Consider the following 21,865-nt stretch of genomic DNA (forward strand, 5'->3'; position numbering starts at 1 on the left):
GACTTCCACATGCTGACGGTGACCGGCGTCCCGTTAGCCGAGGCTCTGCGTGACGATCTGCTCGAGCTCGGCATCGTGGGAGGCGTGTGAACCGGTCGCCGGGGAGGAGTTGGCCGGACGCGACACCCGGCGGAGCCGCCGGCCGTCGAGCAGGCCGGGGTCCTCGGTGAACTTCAGGGCGAGGTACGGCCACGGACCCATGTTGATCGGCTCGTCCTGGGCCCAGACCAGCTCGGTGTCGGCGCCGTAGCGGGAGAGCTCGGTGCGCAGCTCCTCGGCCGGGAACGGGTAGAGCCGTTCCAGCCGCACGATCGCCACATCCCCGCGCTCCTGCTTGTCACGGGCGCCCGCCAGGTCGTAGTAGACCCTGCCGGAGCAGAGCACCACGCGCCGGACGTTCGACGGAGTGACGGTGGAGTCGCCGATCACCGGACGGAACGCGCCGGAGGTGAACTCGGCCGACGCCGAGGCCGCCGCCTTGAGGCGCAGCAGCGACTTCGGCGTGAAGACGACCAGCGGCCGGTGGCGGTTCGACAGCACCTGCCAGCGGAGCAGGTGGAAGTAGTTCGCCGGGGTGCTCGGCTGCGCCACCGTCATGTTGTCCTGCGCGCATATCTGCAGGAACCGCTCGATGCGGGCCGAGGAGTGGTCGGGACCCTGGCCCTCGTAGCCGTGCGGCAGCAGCAGCACGATCGAGGAGCGCTGGCCCCACTTCTGCTCACCCGAGGAGATGAACTCGTCGATGATCGACTGAGCGCCGTTGGCGAAGTCGCCGAACTGCGCCTCCCAGGCCACCAAGGCGTCCGGGCGCACGACGCTGTAGCCGTACTCGAAGCCCATGGCCGCGAACTCCGACAGCAGGGAGTCGTAGACGTAGAACTTCGTGGTGCCCTGGTTGAAGGACTTCAGCGGCGTGTGGTCCTCGCCGGTGACCCGGTCGACCAGCACGGCGTGCCGCTGGCCGAAGGTGCCGCGGCGGGAGTCCTGCCCGACGAGGCGGACGGGACGGCCGTCGATCAGCAGGGAGCCGAAGGCCAGGGTCTCGCCCATGGCCCAGTCGATGGCGTCCTCGCTGACCATCTGACCGCGGCGCTGGAGCACCGGGGCCAGACGCGGGTGGACCGTGAAGCCCTCGGGCATCGTGAGCTGCGTCTCGACGACCCGCTTGATCGTCTCCTCGGAGATGCCCGTCGAGGTGTCGTCGTGCGACCACGGCACCACCTCGCCGACGGCGGGCTTGACGACCGCGCCCGGCTCCAGGGGCTTCTTGCCGGCCTCGCGGGTCTCGGTGAAGGCCCGCTCGAGCTGCTCCTGGTAGTCGCGGAGGGCCTGCTCGGCCTCCTCCACCGTGATGTCGCCCCGGCCGATCAGCGCCTCGGTGTACAGCTTGCGGATCGACCGCTTGGCGTCGATCAGGTCGTACATCAGGGGCTGGGTGAAGCTCGGGTTGTCGGTCTCGTTGTGGCCGCGGCGGCGGTAGCAGACGAGGTCGATGACGACGTCCTTGCGGAACGTCTGGCGGTACTCGTAGGCGAGCCGGCCCACGCGGACGACGGCCTCGGGGTCGTCGCCGTTGACGTGGAAGATCGGCGCCTGGATCATGCGGGCGACGTCGGTGGCGTACACGCTCGACCGCGACGAGGCGGGAGAGGTGGTGAAGCCGACCTGGTTGTTGACCACGACGTGCACCGTGCCGCCGGTGCGGTAGCCCCGCAGCTGCGACAGGTGGAGCGTCTCGGCCACCACGCCCTGCCCGGCGAAGGCCGCGTCACCGTGCACGAGCACCGGGAGGACGGTGAAGCCCTCCTCGCCGCGCTCCAGGAGGTCCTGCTTGGCGCGGACGACGCCTTCGAGGACCGGGTCGACGGCCTCGAGGTGGGACGGGTTGGCCACGACCGACGCGGCGATCTTCTTGCCGGTCGGCGTGGTGAAGTCGCCGGAGGCGCCGAGGTGGTACTTCACGTCACCCGAGCCGTGGGCGCTGCGCGGGTCCATGTTGCCCTCGAACTCGCCGAACACCTGGGCGTAGGACTTGCCGACGATGTTGGCGAGGACGTTCAGCCGGCCGCGGTGGGCCATGCCGATCACGACCTCGTCGAGCGCCTCCTCGGCCGCGGAGCTGATCACCGAGTCGAGCAGCGGGATCAGCGACTCGCCGCCCTCGAGGGAGAAGCGCTTCTGCCCGACGTACTTGGTCTGCAGGAACGTCTCGAACGCCTCGGAGGTGTTGAGCCGGCGGAGGATGTGCAGCTGCTCCTCGCGGCTCGGCCGGAGGTGGGGCTTCTCGACCTTGTTCTGGATCCAGGCCCGCTCTTCGGGGTTCTGGATGTGCATGTACTCGATGCCGACCGTGCGGCAGTAGGAGTCGCGCAGCACGCCGAGGATGTCGCGCAGCTTCATCAGCGGCTTGCCGCCGAACCCGCCGGTGGCGAACTCGCGCTCGAGATCCCACAGCGTCAGCCCGTGCGACTTGATGTCGAGGTCGGGGTGCTTGCGCTGGTTGTACTCGAGCGGGTCGGTGTCGGCCATGAGGTGGCCGCGCACGCGGTAGGCGTGGATCAGCTCGATGACGCGGGCCGACTTGGCCACGTCGTCGTCGTGGGTCGCCGAGATGTCCTGGACCCAGCGGATCGGCTCGTACGGGATGCGCAGCGACTGGAAGATCTCGTCGTAGAACCCGTCCTGGCCGAGCAGGAGCTGGTGGATGCGGCGCAGGAAGTCGCCCGACTGCGCGCCCTGGATGATGCGGTGGTCATAGGTGCTGGTCAGCGTCATGACCTTGCTCACCGCGAGGCGGTTGAGCGTCTCGGGGGAGGCGCCCTGGTATTCGGCGGGGTACTCCATCGCGCCGACACCGATGATCGTGCCCTGGCCCTGCATCAGGCGGGGGACCGAATGGACGGTGCCGATGGTGCCGGGGTTGGTCAGGCTGATCGTGGTGCCCGCGAAGTCGTCGACGCCGAGCTTGCCGGCCCGTGCCTTGCGGACGATCTCCTCGTACGCCGTCCAGAACTGGCGGAAGTCCATCGACTCGGCGCCCTTGATCGACGGCACGAGGAGCTGGCGGGTGCCGTCGCTCTTCTGCACGTCGATGGCGAGACCGAGGCCGACGTGCTCGGGCTTGACCAGGGTCGGCTTGCCGTCGACCTCGGTGTAGGAGTGGTTCATGTCCGGCATCGCGGCGAGCGCCTTGACGATCGCGTAGCCGATGATGTGGGTGAACGACACCTTGCCGCCGCGACCGCGCGACAGATGGTTGTTGATGACGATGCGGTTGTCGATGAGCAGCTTCGCCGGGACCACGCGGACGCTCGTGGCGGTGGGGACCGCCAGGCTGAGGTCCATGTTGGCCGCGGTGCGCGCGGCGGCGCCGCGCAACCGAACCTGCTCTGCCGCCGACGGGGCCGCCGCGGCGGGCTTGGCCTTGTCGGCCTGCGAGCTCGGAGCCGGAGTCGTCGTGGGGGTCTTGGGAGCGGCCTTCGCCGGTGCGACCGGCTTCGCCGGCGGTGCGGTGGTGGTCCGGGGAGCGGCGTCGGCCGTCGCGCCGTTGGACCCCGCAGGCGCCGCCGTGCGGCTCGTACCGGAATCGGGGTTGTAGTCAGCGAAGAAGTTCCACCAGGCACGGTCGACAGACTCCGGGTCCTGGAGGTACTTCTGGTACAGCTCGTCGACAAGCCACTCGTTTTGGCCAAAGTTGGTCAATGGGTTTGTCCGCGACGACTCAGACGACACGGCGGAAATCGCCCTCTTCCGCAGATCGGCGTTGTTGATTAGAGAACCTGTCCAAGGCTACTCGCCCAAATTAGTGGCGTGTGCGCTCTCGGGGTCGGCTCACGGACCCGATCATCCCAGGACCGTTCAAACTGGTCACGCTCGGGTAGCCAGTCCGGGGGGTGAGGGCATGCTTACCCCAAGGGCCGGTTCCTCTCGCGTCACCGGGTATGAGTGTGCCACCCCGGGACAGGACGAGGTCAGGCGGGGCCATGAGTCTCGGCCCGCGGCGCACCAGGGCGCGTCAGACGGATCTCACTGCGACTCGACGCGCACCAGGGCGCGTCAGACGGATCTCACTGCGACTCGACGCGCACCAGGGCGCGTCAGGCGGAGCCCACGAGCCGCGACTCGATGCGCACGCCGGGGCTGATCTCGCGAAGCAGCCCCGCGAGCTCGTCTCCCGCCGCCGACAGCTCCTCCAGCGACATCGGCGCGAGCCTCTCCAGCAGGAACAGCGCGTCGACGGTGCTCTCGGTGATGCGGGTGCGCACGCACTGGCGCCAGTTCCACCTGCGGCAGGTGATGCCACGGTCGTCCCGCCAGACCACCTCGCCGATCTCGGGGTGGTCGATGACCTGCAGGCCCTTCTCGACGGCGTCGAACGGCTCCTCGCCGCTCGCCCGCACGAGCCGGGCCGTCCCCTCGTAGTGGGACAGGTCCTCGCCGCCGATCGGCAGCACGTGGCGGATGCTGACCGCGTTGTACGCGTCCACCACCAGGTTGATCTCGGGAGGCGGCATCCGGCGCACGAGGGCGTCGACCGACGGGCGGGTTCGCTGCGGCTTGGCGCCGAACGCGCGGTAGGCGTCCTGCCAGGCGAGGATGTTCGCGTGGTCGGACGGCGCGGGCTCCGCCGCGGCCTCGGCCAGCCAGGCCCGCGAGCGCTCGTCGGACGGCCCGTTGGCGAGGCCGTACGCGCCGATGGCCAGCACGCGGAAGTCCGGACGCAGGAGGGTGACCGCCTCGTCGACCCAGATGGCACCGATCATGCGCATACCTTAGCCCGCGGCCCAGGCGCGCATGGCCGGCCCCGCGACGGCCTCAGGTCGGCGCGACCGGTGGCGTCCAGGGCCTGGTAGCGCCGGGCGTCGATGCCGGCGGGCCGCCACCGTGGGAGGCGGCGGCCCGCCGGCCGTCGTGGTGAGTGGAGATCAGGCGCAGGCGGCGCCGTTGAGGGTGAACAGCTCGGGGGCCGGATTGGCGCCCGGGGCGCTCTTGCCGGTGAAGCCGAACGTGATCGACTGCCCCGGCTTGATCTTGGCGTTGTAGCCCAGGTTCTTCGCGGTGACCGTCGCGCCGCTCTGGGTGAGGGCGGCGTTCCAGGCCTGGCCGGCCTTCTGGCCGCCGAGGAACGCCCACTTCAGGGACCAGCCGTCGATCGTCGTGGCGCCCGTGTTCTTCACGGTGACCTGGGTGGTGAACCCGTCGGGCCACTGCGCGTGCGTCGCGTACGTGACGTGGCACTTCCCGGGCGCCTTGACGGTGCCGTCGCCCTGGTCGGCCACGAACGCCGAGACCCACGCCAGCGGCGAGTTCCAGTTGATCGTCAGCTCGTTGGTGGCCCAGGAGTTGATGTCGTCGATGTAGCAGAACTGCGGCTTGCAGCCCTGCAGCTTCTCCTGCGCGACCGGGTCCTGGACGCCGGAGTTCGGGCCGCCCGCCAGGGTGCCCTTGGGCGGGTTCGGCAGGGAGGTGTCGAGCTGGTGGGAGTACCAGCGGCTGTGCTGGTTGTGGGAGGCGACCTCGCCGTAGCCGGTGACGTACGACTGGTTCAGCGCGTTGCGGCCGAAGATGTAGTCGAGGCCCTGCAGCACGCCGTCCCGGTACTTGCGGATGCCGGTGAGGTCGTAGGCGGCGGCCATGACCACCATGTTGTTCAGCACCAGGTTGTTGGAGCCCCAGTCGTAGGCCGGCGGGTTGTACGGCACCCCGTACGGGTGCGCGGCGAGCGTGGCGAGGTACTTCTCGGCCCCCTCGACGACGGACCGCCGCACCTGGTCACGGCCGGGCAGGGCGTTCGGCACGGTCGCGAGGTCCAGGCGGCCGAGCTGGGCCACGTGGCCCCAGTCGAAGCCGCGCGGCCCCCAGATGTCGGCGGTGTGCTGCGGCGAGGCCAGCACGAAGTCCTTGAACTCCTTCTCACCGGTGGTGATGTAGAGCTCGGCGGCGGCCCAGTAGAACTCGTCGCTGACGTCGGCGTCGTCGTAGGTCCCGCCGCCGGTGCCGTCGGAGGGGGAGGCGAGCCTGTTCGGGTCGGCCTTGGCCGCGGCCCACGCCTTGCGGGCGGCGGTCAGGTTCTTCGCCGCGAACGCCGGGTCGTACGGGGCGAACAGCCGGGCGGCCTGGGCGGCGGTGGCGGCCAGGTTGAGCGTCGCGGCCGTGGTCACCGGGTGCAGCATGCGCTTCTGCGCGTCCAGGTGCGGGAGCAGCGGAAGGCCGGTCCAGTTCTCGTCGTGGATCTTGTGGTGGGCCATCCCCGCGTACGGCTTGCCGTCGGGCACCTGCATCTTCAGCAGGAACTCCTGCTCCCAGCGCGCCTCGTCCAGGATGTCGGGGACGCCGTTTCCGCTCTCGGGCAGCGCGAGCGCGCCGTCGCCCATCGGCCTGGCCGTCGCGGCGTTCTTGGTGCGCTCGAACTCGCTCATGAGCTGGGCGACCGAGATGCCGCCGTTGACGACGTACTTGCCGTGGTCGCCCGCGTCGTACCAGCCGCCGGAGACGTCCAGGGAGTACTCGCAGACCCCCGGCTGGCAGGGCACGTTCGTGTCGCCCTGGTTCGGCGCGACCCCGACGTGGCCGGCGGGCCGGGCGTAGCCGGGACGCAGCGTGTCGAGGATCTCGATGCCGCTGCGCTGCGGGTAGTAGAACTTCAGCGCGTCCGAGCGGAGCGTCTCGTAGGCGGCGGCGCCGATGTCGAACGGGCGGCTGGTCTCGCCGTCCGCCGACAGCGTGTAGCCGGCGCCCGCCTTGCTATAGGAGCCGAAGTCGATGGAGTGGACGTTCTGTCCCGAGCTGTCGTCCACGCCGCGCGGCGTGGTCCGGCCGGAGGCGACGACCTTGCCGGCGGCGTCCTTCAGCTCCCAGGGCAGCGCGTCGGTCGCCTCGGTCACCACGGTGGCGTTCTTCGGGCCCTTGGGCAGATAGGCGACCTGGTTGACGCGGACGCGCGGTCCGGTGTCGGGCTTGTACACGTCGGGCTCGGCGCCGCCCTTGAGGCTGACGTCGTCCACGCAGAGCCGCCACGGGGTGGCGCTGCCGCCGAGCTGGAACACCACCTGCCCGTTGGTCAGGTCGACGGGCGAGGTGAAGGCGTAGGAGTAGGTGGCGCCGTCCGGGGTGAGCTCGGGGTTGGCGGTCAGGTACGCCGTGTACGGGTCGACGGGCAGCTGGACCAGCACCCGGCCGACCTTGGCCGGGTCGGCGGAGCCGTAGAGGCTGAACGCGTAGGTCTCGCCCTTGACCAGGGGGATGTCGTTCTGGCCGATGATGGCGTCCCACGGGTTCACAGTGCCGCCGGGGATGTCGGCGCAGAGCCGCCCGCCGCTGGTGCCGAAGGTGATGCCGTCGGTGTGCCACCAGGGGTCGCTGCCGCTGTCGAAGGTCCCGTTGACGATCTGCTCGGGGCCCTCCGGGTCGGCGGCCGAGGTGGCGGCCCGGGCGGTGGCGGGTGCGGTATTCGTGCCGGAGGCGGATGTCGTATTCGCGCCGGAGGCGGGTGTCGTATTGGTGCCGGACGCGCGCGCGGCCGGAGCGGACAGGGCGGACGCGGCCAGCGTGGCCGCCGCGGTGAGGGCCAGTGAGGCCGCCCATTGTCGGGATGGTCTGATCACGCGGTTTCCCCAGGTGTCAAAGATCGGAGCGCCTGCGGGAGCAGATGTGGGAGCGCTCCCAGAGCGACGGTTCACGCATGGTTCCAACGCATGTGAGGGCCGTCAATGGACCGGTGCCTCGCACCGCGACGGTCGCGAGCCCTCGCGGTGCCCCGCGCCCGTCGCCTAGGTGTGCCGATTACCCGCGGCGCTCGCCTCACGCCTCGTCCCTGGCGGTCCCGGGTTCCCTCTCCGCCATGAAACTTTCATCGTTCGGGGCTCGCGGCGGGGGTGCGGCCGGGGGTGCGTGCGTCGGGGGCGTCGAGGGCGTGCCGGGGCGCGGCGGGCTTGGTGACGGGCTCGGTGATCGGGCGGGAGGTGTGGGAATCTGCAAACAGGACTTTGCAAATGAGACTTTGCAAAGTTATGTTTGCATTATGAGCGAACCGTCTGGCGTCTACCACGTAAGCGACTCCCGGGTGCTGAAGGCCGTGGCCCACCCGCTCCGAGTGCGGCTGCTCGGCGCGCTCCGTCTCGACGGGCCCGCCACGGCCACCGAACTGGCCGCGAAGTTCGGCGAGAGTTCCGGCTCGACCAGCTACCACCTGCGGCAGCTCGCGCGATACGGCTTCGTCGAGGAGGACCCCGAGCAGCGCGACGCGCGGGAGCGGCGGTGGCGGTCGGTCCACCGCTACACCTCCTGGAACGAGCTGGAGATCGGCGACACCCCTGAAGGCCGGGAGGCGGCAGGGTTCATGCGGAACCGGCAGATCGAGGTCCTGCTCTCCGACCGCGAGGCGTTCGAGCGCGACCGCGAGTCCTGGGGCCCGGAATGGATCGAGGCCGCCGGAATGTCCGACGACATCGCCCGCCTCACGCCCGCGTCCGTCACGCTCCTGTACGAACGCATCTCGGCCATGATCCACGAGATGGAGGCCGCCGACGCGGCGAGCCCGCAGGCCGAGCGGGTGTCGATCCACCTCGCGGCCTTCCCGACCAAGGGATACGGCCGGTGAGCGCCGCCCGCCCGTCCGGGCCGTCCAACCGCGTCGATGCCTCCCCGGGTGGTTTCCCGGGGCTCTCTCCTCGCGCGGCGCTGCGGCGCTACGCGCTGGTCAGTTTCCTGACCTGGTTCCCGCCCGGCCTCATGATGGCGTCGATGGTCTTGCTGATGACCTCTCGTGGCCTCGATCTCGCCGAGGTGGGCGTCGTGACGGCCGTCTACGCGGTCGTCGTCGTGATCCTGGAGCTTCCCACCGGTGGCCTCGCCGACGTCGCCGGCCGGCGCACGGTGCTCGCCGCCTCGGCACTGGTCAGCGTCGTGGCGCTGAGCCTGCTGGCCGTGGCCGGCTCATTCTGGGTGTTCGTCCTGGTCTCGGTGCTCAAAGGCATCGCCCGGGCGCTGTCCAGCGGGCCCGCGCAGGCGTGGTACGTCGACACGCTGCACGCCGTCGAGGGTCCCGAGGCCGACCTCAAGCCCGGCCTGGCAAGAGGAGAGGCCATGGGCTCGGGGGCCCTCTGCCTGGCCACGCTCGCCGGCGGATTCATGCCGCTGGTCGTTCCCGGCGGCCTTGCCGCTCCGATGATCGCCGCCGCGGTGGCCGCGGCCGTGCTCTTCGCCGTCGTGCTCGTCGCGATGCCCGAGCCGCCCCGGCCGCGCCCCTCGATCAGGTCGGTCCTGCGGGACGTGCCGGTGACCGTCGGCTCGGGGCTGCAGCTGGGCCTCCGGCACCTCGGGCTCCGCCGCCTGCTGTTCGTCGCCTTCACCATCGGGATGGGGCTCAGCGCCATCGAGATGCTGACGCCGGGCCGGCTCGCCTCGCTGACCGGCACGGCCGAGTCCGGCAGCTCGGTGTACGCCGTCGTCGCGGCGGCCGGGTTCGGGGCGAGCGGCCTAGGGTCCTGGATGGCTCCCCGGGTAGCCCGGCTGCTGCGCGGGCCGATCGCGGCGGCGGTCGCCGGCACGATGGTCGGTGCCGTCGCGTTCGCGTCCCTCGCGGCCTCGGTGGTGCTTTTCGGGCCACTGGGTGTCGTGGCGGCCTGCGCCGCCTACGTGGTGATGTTCGCGGCCGTCTCCGTGGCCGAGATCATGCGCGTGGAGATGATGCACCGGCGGGTCGGTTCTTCGCGGCGCGCCACGCTGATGTCGGTGGATTCGCTGCAGCTCCAGCTGGGCGGCGTGGCCAGTGCGCTCGGCCTCGGGCTGCTGGCGTCCCGAGCCGGTACGGCCGCCGCCTGGTGGGTGGCGGCCGGCGTGCTGCTGCTCTCGGCCGTGCTGTACGTGCGGCTCCCGCCGGCCAGGATCGAGCCGTAGCGGAAGCGGGAGCGAAGGCGCTGACCACCCGCCTGTACAAGCCGCGACGCACCCCCGCGTAGAACAAGGTTCGGTAGTCGGGGCAGAATCGTGGCGTCGAAGGCCGTGGCGTCGAAGGCCGAAGGGAGCGCGGGGATGAGCGAGCAGGGGGCAGGACCGGCCGTAGAGGGCACGGGGTCGGCCGTCCAGGCGGCTGGGTCGGCCGTCCAGGGACCACGAGATGCGGCGGCCGAGCCGGGGAGGCGGGTCACTCCCGCCAACGAGGAGCAGCGAGAAGCCTGGATGGGCGGCGCGGTGCCGCCGGTGGAGCAGGTACGTCCTGGGCTGTGGTCGATCCCGGTGCCGATCCCGATCAACCCGCTCAGGTATGTCCTGGTGTACGCCCTCGAGCTGTCCGACGGGGTCGCGATCATCGACGCGGGCTGGAACACCGAGGAGGCGTACGCCGCCCTCGACGGCGGGCTGGCCGTGGCCGGGTTCGCGATGACCGACGTACGCGCGGTGCTGGTGACCCACATCCACCCCGACCACTACGGCCTCGCGGGACGGGTGCGCGAGGCGTCGGGCGCGTGGATCGGCCTGCACCCGGCCGATGCCGGGCTGCTGCACGAACGCTACGACGAGTCGAGGATCAACGCGCTGGTCGAGCGCGAGCGGGCCATGCTGGCGAGCAGTGGCGTGCCACCGCTCAGCTTGGACGAGCTGGCCGGGGCCTCGATGATGATCCGGCACCACGTGACGATGGCCGGGCCGGACCGGCTGATCGAGGACGGCACCACGCTCGACCTGCCCGGATGGGAGGACGTGCGGGCCATCTGGACCCCCGGCCACTCTCCGGGACACCTGTGCTTCGTCTCGCCATCGAGGCGCGTGCTGTTCACCGGAGACCACGTGCTCCCCAGGATCACGCCGACCGTGGCCGTCCATCCGCAGTCGGGTCCGGACCCGCTCGCCGACTTCCTCGACGCCCTGGCCAAGGTCAGGGATCTGGACGTGGACGAGGTGCTGCCCGCGCACGAGTTCCGCTTCCTGGAGCTCGCGGAGCGGGTGGACTACATGACGGCCCACCACCACCAGAGGCTCGCGGAGATCGAGGCGGCCGTGGCGAGCGGCGAGGGAGCCGCCTGCTGGGACATCACCACGCACCTCACGTGGTCACGGCCGTGGGACACCATCCTGCCGTTCATGCGCAGGGCGGCCACGAACGAGACCCTCGCCCACCTGGTGTACCTCGAGGCGCGGGGCCGCGCCCGCCGAGTCCCGGGCGAGCCCGGCGAGCCGGACCTCTGGTACCCGAAGGGCGACCAAGCACACTGACCCTGCCCCATACCCCTGGCCGCCGGCGATGACCGGGCTCTGCCTGACCGGCTAGCCGGTGGTAATCAAGGTGAACGCCACCGGCCAGACGTTCGTATCTCGGTACGAACGGGGCGCGGGCCCGCCGTGCCCGTGCCGAGCCGGCGTGGACGTCGTGTCAGGGCAAGGTGGAGTGCCGATGGGCAGATCGTTGAACATTCCGGCGGCCGCCCTCGTCGCGGCGCTGGCGCTGGCGCTGGTGGGGCTCACCGGTTGCGCCTCGGCGCCGGATCGCGCCGTCTCGGTCGCGGCCACCTACGACCTCCCGTACAACCTGACCGACGTGCTGTTCTCGCGGGAGATGATCCTGCACTACCGGCAGTCGATCACGATGGCGCGGCTCGTCCCGGAACGGAGCAAGGACGCGTTCGTGAAGAGCCTGGCCGAGAAGATCATCACCGAGGAGACCGCCCAGATCGACGTGATGGCGGGCTCGCTGAAGGCATGGGAGTTCGCGGTGCCGGACGCGGACAATCCGCCTGTGCACCAGATGGCCGGGATGCTGTCCCCGGCCCAGCTCCTGCTGCTCAAGGGCAGGTCCGGCCCTGAGTTCGACCGCCTCTGGCTCACCACGCTCGCCCGGCACACCGACTACGGCGTACGCCTCGCCGAGAAGGCCCGCGACGAGGGCAAGGACCGCGCGACCGTCGAACTCGCCCGGAAGATCGCCGCAGAGCAAAAGTCCCAACTCGCGGAACTCATCAAGCACCTGTCGTGACCTGAATCGTCAAGGGTGACCGGGTAGGGCTTTGGGATCTGGCGGCGGGCAGAATCCGACGAGCCGTGTTAGCGGTGTCGAGCTGTGCCGCGGGGTTCAGGGGAACACAGGGGCTGGTCAGGCGAGGCGGGTGGTGCCTCGGCCGGTGGTCAGGGGGAGGTCCAGGAGGGTGCGGATGCCCGGGGGGGCCGCGCAGACCGAGGCGATGGCGTTGACCGCGTGCGCGGCGGCGCCCGCCAGCCCGTGGGACACCTCGTCGACCTTCAGCATGAGCTGGGGGCGGCCCTCGATGTGGATGGCGAAGCCCGGCTCGGGCCACCGGCGGACCTTGGCGGCGTCGGCCTTGTACACGCATTCCACCGTCATGAACGGCCGCCCCCGGATGAGCCCGGAGAAGATCCACCGTGAGGCGCAGACGGTGCCCGGCCGGACGACCCCCGCCATGATCTCGAACTCCTCGGTGGCCAGTTCGTACTCGTCGGTCTCCTCCACCTCGTCCAGCTTGACGCCGAGCGCGCAGGCGACGAGTTGGACGCTCTCGGAGAAGAGCGCTCGCTGCACGGACCGGAAGGGGCGCACGGCCATGCCGTAGTCCTTGGGGGCGCGGCCGAACCCGATCAGGTCCATGACTATCTGCCGCGAGGGGTGCCCGAGGTAGTCGGAGGACTCGCGCACGTAGATGTGGTCGAGCCGTGTCGACAGCCCGGTCAGGGCCAGTGGCAGCAGGTCGCTCATGAACCCCGGGTTGATGCCGGTGCCGTACACCGAGGTGCCTCCCGCCCGGCAGGCCTCCTCCAGGGGCTCGACGACGCCCGCCCCGTACACCTGCGGGTAGACGAAGCCGGTGGTGGTGATGACGTTCTTGCCAGAGGCGAGGAGCGCGCACACCGTCTGCAGGTCGGCGCTGTAGTCTCCGCCGAAGTAGGCGGCGGGCAGCGGCATGTGCAGGACGCAGTCGGCTTCGGTGGCCAGGACGCGGTCGACGTCGTCGGCGCAGAGCACGCCGGTCTCGGGCAGCCCGACCAGGGGCCCGGCGTCCAGCCCGACCTTGTCCGGGTCGTACACGAGCACGCCGGCCAGTTCGAACTCGGGCCGGGTGATGATGCTGCGAAGCGCATAGCTGCCAACGGCACCCGTGGCCCACTGGATCACGCGGATGGGCGGCTGTGCGGGCATGCGCGGCCTCCAGCCCGGGGGGTCTCGGACGGGGCCGTGCGGAGATAGGGGTCGACGCTGACCCTCGCCCATGCAGGGCAGAAACTATAGCAGAATCTGCCTCATCTGATCACTATCCGCTACTTGCTCCGGCGTGTTGCCGGGCGGGTCTGGGGCGTGAGCGCGTCGCGCGATATTCTCGGCTCACTAGAATCTTGTTCTCCTGGAAGGGTTGGGCGACATGTCCGAACTCAGGTTCGACGGGAAGGTCGCGGTCGTCACCGGCGCCGGACACGGCCTCGGCCGGTCGCACGCGCTCCTGTTCGCCGAACGCGGTGCGAGGGTCGTCGTCAACGACCTCGGCGGCGCGCTCGACGGCACCGGAGCGTCCACGGGGCCCGCGGCCGAGGTCGTCGAGCTGATCGTCAAGAACGGCGGCGAGGCGATCTCCAACGCCGGCAACGTGGCGACCCCCGAGGGCGCCGAGGCGATCGTCCAGGCCGCCCGGGACGCGTTCGGCCGGGTGGACATCGTCGTCAACAACGCCGGCATCCTGCGCGACAAGTCGTTCGGCAAGATGACGGTGGAGGAGTTCGACGCCGTGCTGGCCGTGCACGTCCGCGGGTCGTTCCTGGTCAGCCGGGCGGCGTTCCCGCACATGAAGGAACAGGGGTACGGCCGTATCGTCAACACCTCCTCGCCCGCCGGCCTGTTCGGCAACTTCGGCCAGGCGAACTACTCCACGGCGAAGATGGGGCTGGTCGGCCTGACCAAGACCCTCGCCATCGAGGGGGCGCGCGCCGGGATCAAGGCCAACGCGATCGCGCCGATCGCCTGGACGCGGATGACCGAGGCGCTGCTTCCCGCCGAGTTCGAGCAGAAGTTCACCCCCGACCGGGTGAGCCCGGTGGTGGCGTTCCTCGCGCACGAGAGCTGCGAGACCACGGGTGAGGTGTTCAGCGTGGGCGCCGGCCGCGTGGCCCGCGTCTTCGTGGCCGAGGGCCCGGGGTGGCGGACGGACGATCTGACGATCGAGGCGATCCGCGACAACTGGGAGGCCATCCTCGCCGAGGAGCCCTACCTCCGGCCGACGACGCTGGGCGAGCAGGCCGGCGCTTCCATGAAGGCCATGTTCTAGAGGCCCGCCCTCTCATCGCGCCCGTCTCGTTCAGAGACGCGCGCCTCTTGCCGCGGCCGCGCCGTCACGGGCGAACCTCCTGTGACGGCGCGGCTTTCTCGTGGCGGTGACCTGGGTCACTCGCTTTCGTTGATAACGGCGAAAGTTATGAATTGTCATCAAAAAGGCCTTCCCGGCGCGGCGGAAGTGAACTAGCTTCGGCGTCACACCACTCCGCACCGGAGGCGCTGTGAAACGCATGCCCGTACGGCCCGACAACGTTCATCAGGCGACCCTGCTGCGCCTGCTGCGCGACGGCGGCCGGTCGCGCGCGGAGCTCGGGGACGTCGTCGAGCTCTCCCGCTCCAAGCTCAACCTCGAGCTGGACCGTCTCATCGAGATGGGCATGGTCGAGCCGGCCGGGCTGGCGGCCTCGCGCGGCGGCAGGCGGTCGGGCATGGTCCGGCTGTCGCCCCACATGAGGTTCGCCGCCATCGACATAGGCGCCACCTCGGTGGACGTCGCGGTCACCGACGGCGAGCTGGAGATCCTGGGCCACCTCAGCGAGCCGTGCGACGTCCGCGAGGGCCCGGTCGCGGTGCTGGGCCGGGCGATGGAGCTCCTCGGCAAGCTGCGCGAGGAGGGACTGTTCACCCAGCTCCACGGCGCGGGCATCGGCGTGCCCGGCCCGGTGAGCTTCCGCGAGGGCGTGCCGGTCGCGCCGCCGATCATGCCCGGCTGGGACCGCTACCCGGTCAAGGAGGCCGTCAGCCAGGAGCTCGGCTGCCCCGCCATGGTCGACAACGACGTGAACCTCATGGCTCTGGGGGAGCTGCACGCCGGCCTGGCGAGGCAGGTCGACGACTTCCTGCTCATCAAGATCGGCACGGGCATCGGCTGCGGCATCGTCGTCGACGGCAAGATCTACCGGGGCGTGTCGGGAAGCGCCGGGGACATCGGGCACATGCGGGTCGACGATCAGGGGCCGACCTGCACGTGCGGCAACACCGGCTGCCTGGAGGCGTACTTCGGCGGCGCGGCGCTCGCCAGGGAGGCGGTCAGGATCGCTCCGCGGTCGCCGTACCTGGCGGAGCGGCTGGCCTCGGGCGGGAAGCTGTCCGCCGAGGACGTGGCCGCCGCCGCGATCCTCGGGGACCCGGCCGCGATCCAGCTCATCCGGGACGGCGGGCGCCAGGCGGGACAGGTGCTCGCCGGCCTCGTCAGCTTCTTCAACCCCGGCCTGGTGATCATCGCGGGAGGGGTGGCCCGCCTGGGGCACGTACTGCTCGCCGAGATCAGGAGCGTCGTCTACCGCAGGTCTCTGCCGCTGGCCACCGGGAACCTGCCCATCGTGCTCTCGGAGCTCGGCGACACCGCCGGGGTCATCGGGGGCACCCGGCTCATCAGCGACCACGTCTTCACCGCTTCCTAGTCCCCCGTCCGCCTAACCTCCCCGTCCGCGTCCCCTGGCCGCACGTCCGTGATCCGCCGTCCGGCGGCCCCCCGCCGGCCGTTCCCCCGTACCGCACCCGCACTCCCCGGAGGCCCCGTGAGCGACCTGCTCGTCATGCGAGGGATCGTGAAGCAGTTCCCCGGCGTCCGCGCCTTGGACGGCGTCGATCTGGACGTCCGCGCAGGTGAGGTGCACTGCCTGCTCGGGCAGAACGGCGCGGGCAAGTCCACACTGATCAAGATCCTGGCCGGGGCCCACCAGCCGGACGAGGGCACCGTGACGTTCGGCGGCGAGCCGGTCCGGTTCGCCGGGCCCATCGCGGCCATCAGGGCCGGCATCTCGACCATCTACCAGGAGCTCGACCTGGTCGACGGGCTCTCGGTCGCCGAGAACATCTTCCTCGGCCACGAGCACGCGGCCCTCGGCTTCACCCGCAGGGGGCAGATGAACAGGGCCGCCGCCGAGTTGCTCGGCCGCCTCGGGCACGGCGAGATGCGTCCGACGATCGAGGTCGGACGGCTTCCCGCGGCCGGAAAGCAGATCGTCAGCATGGCGCGGGCCCTGTCCCACGACGCGCGGCTGATCGTCATGGACGAGCCGTCGGCGGCCCTCGCGCACGACGAGGTGGGCAACCTGTTCCGGATCATCCGGGAGCTGACCGCGCAGGGAGTGGCCGTCGTCTACATCTCCCACCGGCTGGAGGAGATCCGTGAGATCGGCGACCGGGTCACGGTCCTCAAGGACGGCAGGACCGCCGCCGTCGGGCTCGCGGCCCGTGAGACGCCCACCTCCACGGTCGTGTCGCTGATGACCGGCAGGGACGTGGAGTACGTCTTCCCGCCGCGCCCGGAGCCCGGATCGCACGACAACCGTCCTGAGGTGCTGAGGGTCGAGGGCCTGACGCTGCCCGGACGCTTCGCGGACGTCTCGCTCACCGTCAGGGAGGGCGAGATCGTCGGCCTCGCCGGGCTGGTCGGCTCAGGCCGGTCGGAGATCGTCGAGACCGTCTACGGCGCCCGCAAGCCGGCCTCGGGCCGGGTGGTGCTCGCCGGCGAACCGGTGCGCCCCGGCAGCACCTCCAGCGCCGTACGGCGGGGCATGGGGCTGGCGCCCGAGGAGCGCAAGTCGCAGGCCCTGCTGATGGACGAGAGCGTCGCGCGCAACATCACGATCGCCGGCCTCGGCAGGTACGCCCGGTTCGGCTGGATGGACCGCAAGGGCGAGAACGCCGCGGCCACGCGCCTGGTCGAGACGCTCGACATCCGCCCCGCGGACCCGCGCCGCCCGGTCAGGACCCTCTCGGGGGGCAACCAGCAGAAGGCCGTGTTCGCCCGGTGGCTCGTCGAGGACCGCAAGCTGCTGCTCCTCGACGAGCCGACCCGGGGCGTCGACGTGGGCGCGAGGGCCGAGCTGTACGCCGTGATCCGGCGGCTCGCGGACCAGGGCGTGGGCGTGCTGCTGGTGTCCAGCGAGGTCCCCGAGGTGCTCGGCCTGGCCGACCGGGTCCTCGTCCTTCGCGAGGGCAAGGTCATCCACGAGTCGGACGCGCGCGATCTCGACGAACCACGAGTCCTAGACATGATCATGGAAGGGAGCGCGTTGTGACGGACGCACGCGCCTCGGACGGCGGCACCCCGGCGGACGCACGCGCTGCGGGCGGCGACACCCCGATGGACGTCCCCGCCCCGGGCGGTACTCCGCAGGGCGGAACACCGCCGGCCGACGAGCGGGCCCGCGTCGAGCGGCAGGCGCGAGCGGCCCGCCCGGCGGGTCCCAGTGTGCTGAGCAGGGTGGGGCAGGCGCGCCACCTCGGCCTGGTCGTGGCGCTGGCCCTGCTGGCGGTGGTGGGCCTGGTGACCACCCCGGAGAGCTTCGCCACCTCCTCCAACTTCGTGAGCATCCTCGCGCTGGCCTCGACGATCGGGGTCATCACGGTCGGCATGACCTTCGTCATCATCGGCGGTGGCATCGACCTGTCGGTCGGCGCGATCATGGCCCTCGCCTCGGTCTGGGCGACGACGCTCGCCACCCAGTCGTACGGGCCGGTCGTGATGGCCGTCTGCGCGATCCTGGTCGGCACGGGCGCCGGGCTGGTCAACGGCTTCCTGATCTCCTACGGGCGGATGGTGCCGTTCATCGCGACCCTCGCCATGCTGGTGGCGGCGCGCGGCCTCGCGCAGCGCATGTCCGACCGCAAGACCCAGCTCGTCCAAGCCGACAACAGCGCCATCGTGGACCTGTCGACCACCCGGGTGCTCGGGCTGCCGCTGCTGATCTACATCTTCGCGCTGGTGGTCGCCGTCGGATGGCTCGTGCTCAACCGCACGACCTTCGGGCGGCGCACCTACGCGGTGGGCGGCAACCCGGAGGCCGCCAGGCTCGCCGGAATCAACGTGCGGCGTCACACGATGATGCTGTACGCGCTCTCCGGCCTGTGCTGCGGCATCGCCGCGGTAATCATCATGGCCCGTACGACCACGGGCTCCAGCACCCACGGCGATCTGTACGAGCTCGACGCGATCGCCGCGGTGATCATCGGGGGAACCCTTCTCACCGGTGGCCGGGGAACCATCATCGGCTCGATCCTCGGGCTGCTGATCTTCACGGTCATCACCAACCTGTTCATCCTCAACGGCCTCAACACCAGCGATCAGCTCATCGCCAAGGGCCTGATCATCGTGATCGCGGTGCTCCTGCAGCGGCGAAGCCTGGAAACCCGCACCTAGGGCTCGCCGGCCGGACCGCAACCCCCCGAACAGAAGGAGATACTCACCATGGACAAGCGCGTCGCCCGACGAGGGTTCCTCGTCAGCGGAGCCGTCGTCGGAGCCGGGGCCCTCGTCAGCGCCTGTACCGGCAACGAGCCCGCGGCGTCCCCCAGCTCCGCCGCCCCGCAGGCGGCCACGGCCGGCACCGACAACGACAAGCCGGGCACGAAGGTCGTCATCGGCTTCTCCGCCCCCGCCGCCGACCACGGCTGGATCGCGGCCATCGCCAAGAACGCCGAAGCCCAGGCCAAGCAGTACTCCGATGTCGAGTTCAAGCCGGTCGAGCCGACCAACGACATCAACCAGCAGATCTCGGCCGTCGAGTCGCTGATCGCGGCCAAGGTCAACGCCCTGGTGATCCTGCCCAACGACGGCGAGCAGCTCAACCAGGTCGCCCGCAAGGCGATGGACGCCGGCATCCCGGTCATCAACCTCGACCGGGTCTTCCCCGACAAGCTGTCGTACCGGACGTGGGTCGGCGGGGACAACTACGGCATGGGCGTGGCCGCCGGCTCCTACATCGGCAAGACCCTGAAGGACAAGGGCGTCTCCAACCCGGTGATCCTGGAGATCCAGGGCATCGCGACGCTGCCGCTGACCCAGGACCGCAGCAAGGGCTTCGCCGACGCCCTGAAGACCTACGGCTTCACCGTCACCGCCAAGCAGGACGCCAAGTTCACCGTCGAGTCGGGCACGCAGGTGGCCAGCAACCTGCTCCAGGCGCACAAGAAGATCGACGCCATCTGGAACCACGACGACGACCAGGGCATCGGCGTGCTCGCCGCCGTCAAGGAGGCCGGCCGCAGTGAGTTCTTCATGGTCGGCGGCGCCGGGTCGGCCAACGCCATGCGCGACATCGCGGCCGACAGCGGCGTGCTGAAGGCCACCGTGACCTACAGCCCGACCATGGCCTCCTCCGCGATCAAGCTCGCCCGCCTGATCGCCCAGGGCAAGGGGCTCAGCGACCTGGTCGAGCAGCAGGTGCCGCAGTCGATCACGCTGGCGTCCGAGACCATCACCAAGGAGAACGCGCAGAAGTATCTGCCGCTCGGCTTCGAATCCTAGAATCGGGGGTTGTTTCGTGAGTGACACCAGGGCCGCACTCGGGGTCGGCATGGTCGGGTACGCGTTCATGGGGCGCGTGCACTCCCAGGCGTGGCGCAGCGTCGGCGCGTTCTTCGACCTGCCGGTCACGCCGGTCATGGCGGCGCTGTCCGGCCGGAGCAGGGACCGTACGGCCGCCGCGGCCGCGGCCCTCGGCTGGGCCGCGGTCGAGAACGACTGGAAGGACCTCATCGAGCGGGACGACGTCGCCATCGTCGACATCTGCACGCCCGGTGACTCGCACGCCGAGATCGCCATCGCCGCGCTGGAGGCGGGCAAGCACGTGCTGTGCGAGAAGCCGCTGGCCAACACCGTCGCCGAGGCGGAGGCCATGGTCGCGGCGGCGGAGCGGGCCTCGGCGCGCGGCGTGCGGAGCATGGTGGCGTTCAACTACCGGCGGGTCCCGGCGGTCGCGCTCGCGCGGCGGTTCGTCGCCGAGGGACGCCTGGGGGAGCTGCGGCACGTCCGCGCCCAGTACCTCCAGGACTGGATCGTGGATCCCGAGTTCCCCCTGGTGTGGCGGTTGCAGAAGGACAAGGCGGGGTCGGGCGCGCTCGGCGACATCGGCTCGCACATCGTGGACACCGCCCAGTTCGTCACCGGGCAGACGCTGACCGGCGTGTCGGCCATCACCGAGACGTTCGTCAAGCGGCGTCCGCAGGCCGAGGAGTCGGCGGGGCTCGCCGCGGGCGCCGCCGGTGACGCCGGTCCCACGGGGACCGTCACCGTCGACGACGCCGCCCTGTTCATCGGCCGGCTCTCCGGCGGGGCCCTGGCCTCCTTCGAGGCGACCCGCTTCGCCGCCGGACGCAAGAACGCCATGCGCATCGAGATCAACGGTTCGCTCGGGAGCCTGGCCTTCGACTTCGAGTCGATGAACGAGCTGTGGTTCCACGACCACACCCTTCCGGCCGAGGAGGCCGGGTTCCGGCGCATCCTCGTCACCGAGCCGGGCCACCCGTACGCCGGGGCCTGGTGGCCGCCCGGGCACGGGCTCGGGTACGAGCACACGTTCACCCACGAGGTGAAGGACTTCCTCGAGGCGATCGGCACGGGCACCGACCCGGCCCCGTCGTTCGCCGACGGGCTGCGGGTCCAGCGGGTGCTCGCCGCCGTCGAGGAGAGCGCCGCCGGTGACAGCCGGTGGACCCCCATCCCCTAGCCCGATGCCCCCCGCGGGCGGATCCTGGTCGGGGGCCCCGCCGGCCGCCCTGGCGAGCGGACCCGCGAGCGCCCGCACGCACAGAACTCCTGCACGCATAGAAGGAGAACGGAATGACGCGACCGATCACCTTGTTCACCGGCCAGTGGGCGGACCTGCCCTTCGAGGAGGTGTGCCGCCTGGCCGGCGAGTGGGGGTACGACGGCCTGGAGATCGCCTGCTGGGGTGATCACTTCGAGGTCGACAAGGCGCTGTCGGACGAGTCCTACATCCCCCGCAAGCTGGAAGTGCTCGACAAGCACGGCCTGAAGGTGTGGACCATCTCCAACCACCTCGTCGGGCAGGCCGTCTGCGACAGCCCGATCGACGAGCGCCACAGGGGGATCCTTCCCGCCCGCATCTGGGGCTCGGGAGACCCCGAGGAGGTGCGCCGGCGGGCGGCGGAGGAGATGAAGGACACCGCCCGCGCGGCCGCCAAGCTCGGCGTCGGCACGGTGGTCGGGTTCACCGGCTCGTCCATCTGGCACACCGTCGCGATGTTCCCGCCCGTCCCGCCGTCCATGATCGACGCGGGCTACCAGGACTTCGCCGACCGGTGGAACCCGATCTTGGACGTCTTCGACGAGGTGGGCGTGCGCTTCGCCCACGAGGTGCACCCGAGCGAGATCGCCTACGACTACCACACCACCGTGCGCACCCTGGAGGCCATCGGGCACCGCCCGGCCTTCGGCCTCAACTGGGATCCCTCGCACATGGTGTGGCAGCAGGTCGACCCGGTGAACTTCATCCTCGACTTCGCCGACCGCGTTTACCACGTGGACTGCAAGGACGCGAAGGTCCGCGCCGCCGACGGACGGCGGGGACGGCTGTCCTCCCACCTGCCCTGGGCCGACCTGCGCCGGGGCTGGGACTTCGTCTCCACCGGCAGGGGGGACGTGCCCTGGGAGGACTGCTTCCGCGCGCTCAACTCCATCGGCTACGACGGCCCCATCTCGATCGAGTGGGAGGACGCCGGCATGGACCGCCTCGCCGGCGCCCCCGAGGCCCTGACCTTCGTCAAGGCCCTCAACGCCATCACCCCTCCGAAGGCCTCCTTCGACGCCGCCTTCTCCTCCGAATGACGCGAGCCTCCCGC

15 protein-coding genes are annotated in these 21,865 nt (G+C 70.6%); 11 read left to right on the forward strand and 4 right to left on the reverse strand.

Going from position 1 to position 21,865, the window contains the following annotated elements:
- Positions 1-33 precede the first annotated feature (33 nt).
- From MYF83_RS00070 to MYF83_RS00080, 3 genes are all read right to left on the reverse strand, one after another.
- The gene (locus MYF83_RS00070) at positions 34-3,732 is read right to left on the reverse strand and encodes a multifunctional oxoglutarate decarboxylase/oxoglutarate dehydrogenase thiamine pyrophosphate-binding subunit/dihydrolipoyllysine-residue succinyltransferase subunit (RefSeq protein WP_248958028.1); all 3,699 of its coding nucleotides are present in this window, start codon (positions 3,730-3,732) and stop codon (positions 34-36) included.
- 365 nt (positions 3,733-4,097) lie between these two features.
- On the reverse strand, positions 4,098-4,763 hold the full coding sequence (locus MYF83_RS00075) for a B3/B4 domain-containing protein (RefSeq protein ID WP_248958029.1): 666 nt from the start codon (positions 4,761-4,763) through the stop codon (positions 4,098-4,100).
- A 162-nt stretch (positions 4,764-4,925) separates the two neighbouring features.
- Positions 4,926-7,604, reverse strand: coding sequence for a glycoside hydrolase family 9 protein (locus tag MYF83_RS00080; protein WP_308201378.1), 2,679 nt, complete (start codon positions 7,602-7,604; stop codon positions 4,926-4,928).
- A gap of 416 nt (positions 7,605-8,020) precedes the next feature.
- Between MYF83_RS00080 and MYF83_RS00085 the strand changes: the two genes are divergently transcribed.
- From MYF83_RS00085 to MYF83_RS00100, 4 genes are all read left to right on the forward strand, one after another.
- Complete coding sequence (locus MYF83_RS00085) at positions 8,021-8,599, forward strand: winged helix-turn-helix domain-containing protein (RefSeq protein WP_248958030.1); 579 nt, start codon at positions 8,021-8,023, stop codon at positions 8,597-8,599.
- Positions 8,596-9,897, forward strand: coding sequence for an MFS transporter (locus MYF83_RS00090; RefSeq protein ID WP_248958031.1), 1,302 nt, complete (start codon positions 8,596-8,598; stop codon positions 9,895-9,897). Before MYF83_RS00085 ends, MYF83_RS00090 begins: the two co-directional genes overlap by 4 nt.
- A 135-nt stretch (positions 9,898-10,032) precedes the next feature.
- Positions 10,033-11,214: an MBL fold metallo-hydrolase gene (locus MYF83_RS00095; protein WP_248958032.1), complete on the forward strand. Its 1,182-nt coding sequence runs from the start codon at positions 10,033-10,035 to the stop codon at positions 11,212-11,214.
- Positions 11,215-11,392: 178 nt separating this feature from the next.
- On the forward strand, positions 11,393-11,971 hold the full coding sequence (locus MYF83_RS00100; RefSeq protein ID WP_248958033.1) for a DUF305 domain-containing protein: 579 nt from the start codon (positions 11,393-11,395) through the stop codon (positions 11,969-11,971).
- A gap of 117 nt (positions 11,972-12,088) precedes the next feature.
- Here MYF83_RS00100 and MYF83_RS00105 read toward each other — a convergent pair whose 3' ends face one another.
- On the reverse strand, positions 12,089-13,147 hold the full coding sequence (locus tag MYF83_RS00105) for an NAD(P)H-dependent amine dehydrogenase family protein (RefSeq protein ID WP_248958034.1): 1,059 nt from the start codon (positions 13,145-13,147) through the stop codon (positions 12,089-12,091).
- 220 nt (positions 13,148-13,367) lie between these two features.
- Here MYF83_RS00105 and MYF83_RS00110 point away from each other — a divergent pair, with 220 nt between their 5' ends.
- The 7 genes from MYF83_RS00110 (at position 13,368) to MYF83_RS00140 (ending at position 21,851) form a co-directional block, all read left to right on the forward strand.
- Positions 13,368-14,264, forward strand: a complete 897-nt coding sequence (locus MYF83_RS00110; RefSeq protein WP_248958035.1) for an SDR family oxidoreductase — start codon at positions 13,368-13,370, stop codon at positions 14,262-14,264.
- Positions 14,265-14,502: 238 nt separating this feature from the next.
- A complete protein-coding gene (locus MYF83_RS00115; RefSeq protein ID WP_248958372.1) occupies positions 14,503-15,675 on the forward strand; it encodes an ROK family transcriptional regulator in 1,173 nt (390 codons plus the stop codon).
- A gap of 117 nt (positions 15,676-15,792) precedes the next feature.
- Entirely contained in the window at positions 15,793-17,301 is a 1,509-nt protein-coding gene (locus tag MYF83_RS00120) for a sugar ABC transporter ATP-binding protein (protein WP_248958036.1), read from the forward strand.
- Positions 17,298-18,422, forward strand: a complete 1,125-nt coding sequence (locus MYF83_RS00125; protein ID WP_248958037.1) for an ABC transporter permease — start codon at positions 17,298-17,300, stop codon at positions 18,420-18,422. The genes MYF83_RS00120 and MYF83_RS00125 overlap by 4 nt, the downstream gene beginning before the upstream one ends.
- Positions 18,423-18,470: 48 nt before the next feature.
- Entirely contained in the window at positions 18,471-19,529 is a 1,059-nt protein-coding gene (locus MYF83_RS00130) for an ABC transporter substrate-binding protein (RefSeq protein ID WP_248958038.1), read from the forward strand.
- Between the two features lie 16 nt (positions 19,530-19,545).
- Positions 19,546-20,730: a Gfo/Idh/MocA family protein gene (locus tag MYF83_RS00135; protein ID WP_248958039.1), complete on the forward strand. Its 1,185-nt coding sequence runs from the start codon at positions 19,546-19,548 to the stop codon at positions 20,728-20,730.
- A 113-nt stretch (positions 20,731-20,843) separates the two neighbouring features.
- Positions 20,844-21,851 (forward strand): sugar phosphate isomerase/epimerase family protein, encoded by a 1,008-nt coding sequence (locus MYF83_RS00140; RefSeq protein WP_248958040.1) that lies wholly within the window; start codon positions 20,844-20,846, stop codon positions 21,849-21,851.
- Positions 21,852-21,865: the final 14 nt, after the last annotated feature.

Origin of the sequence: Sphaerisporangium perillae (assembly GCF_023276435.1) — a bacterium.
Classification (GTDB): domain Bacteria; phylum Actinomycetota; class Actinomycetes; order Streptosporangiales; family Streptosporangiaceae; genus Sphaerisporangium; species Sphaerisporangium perillae.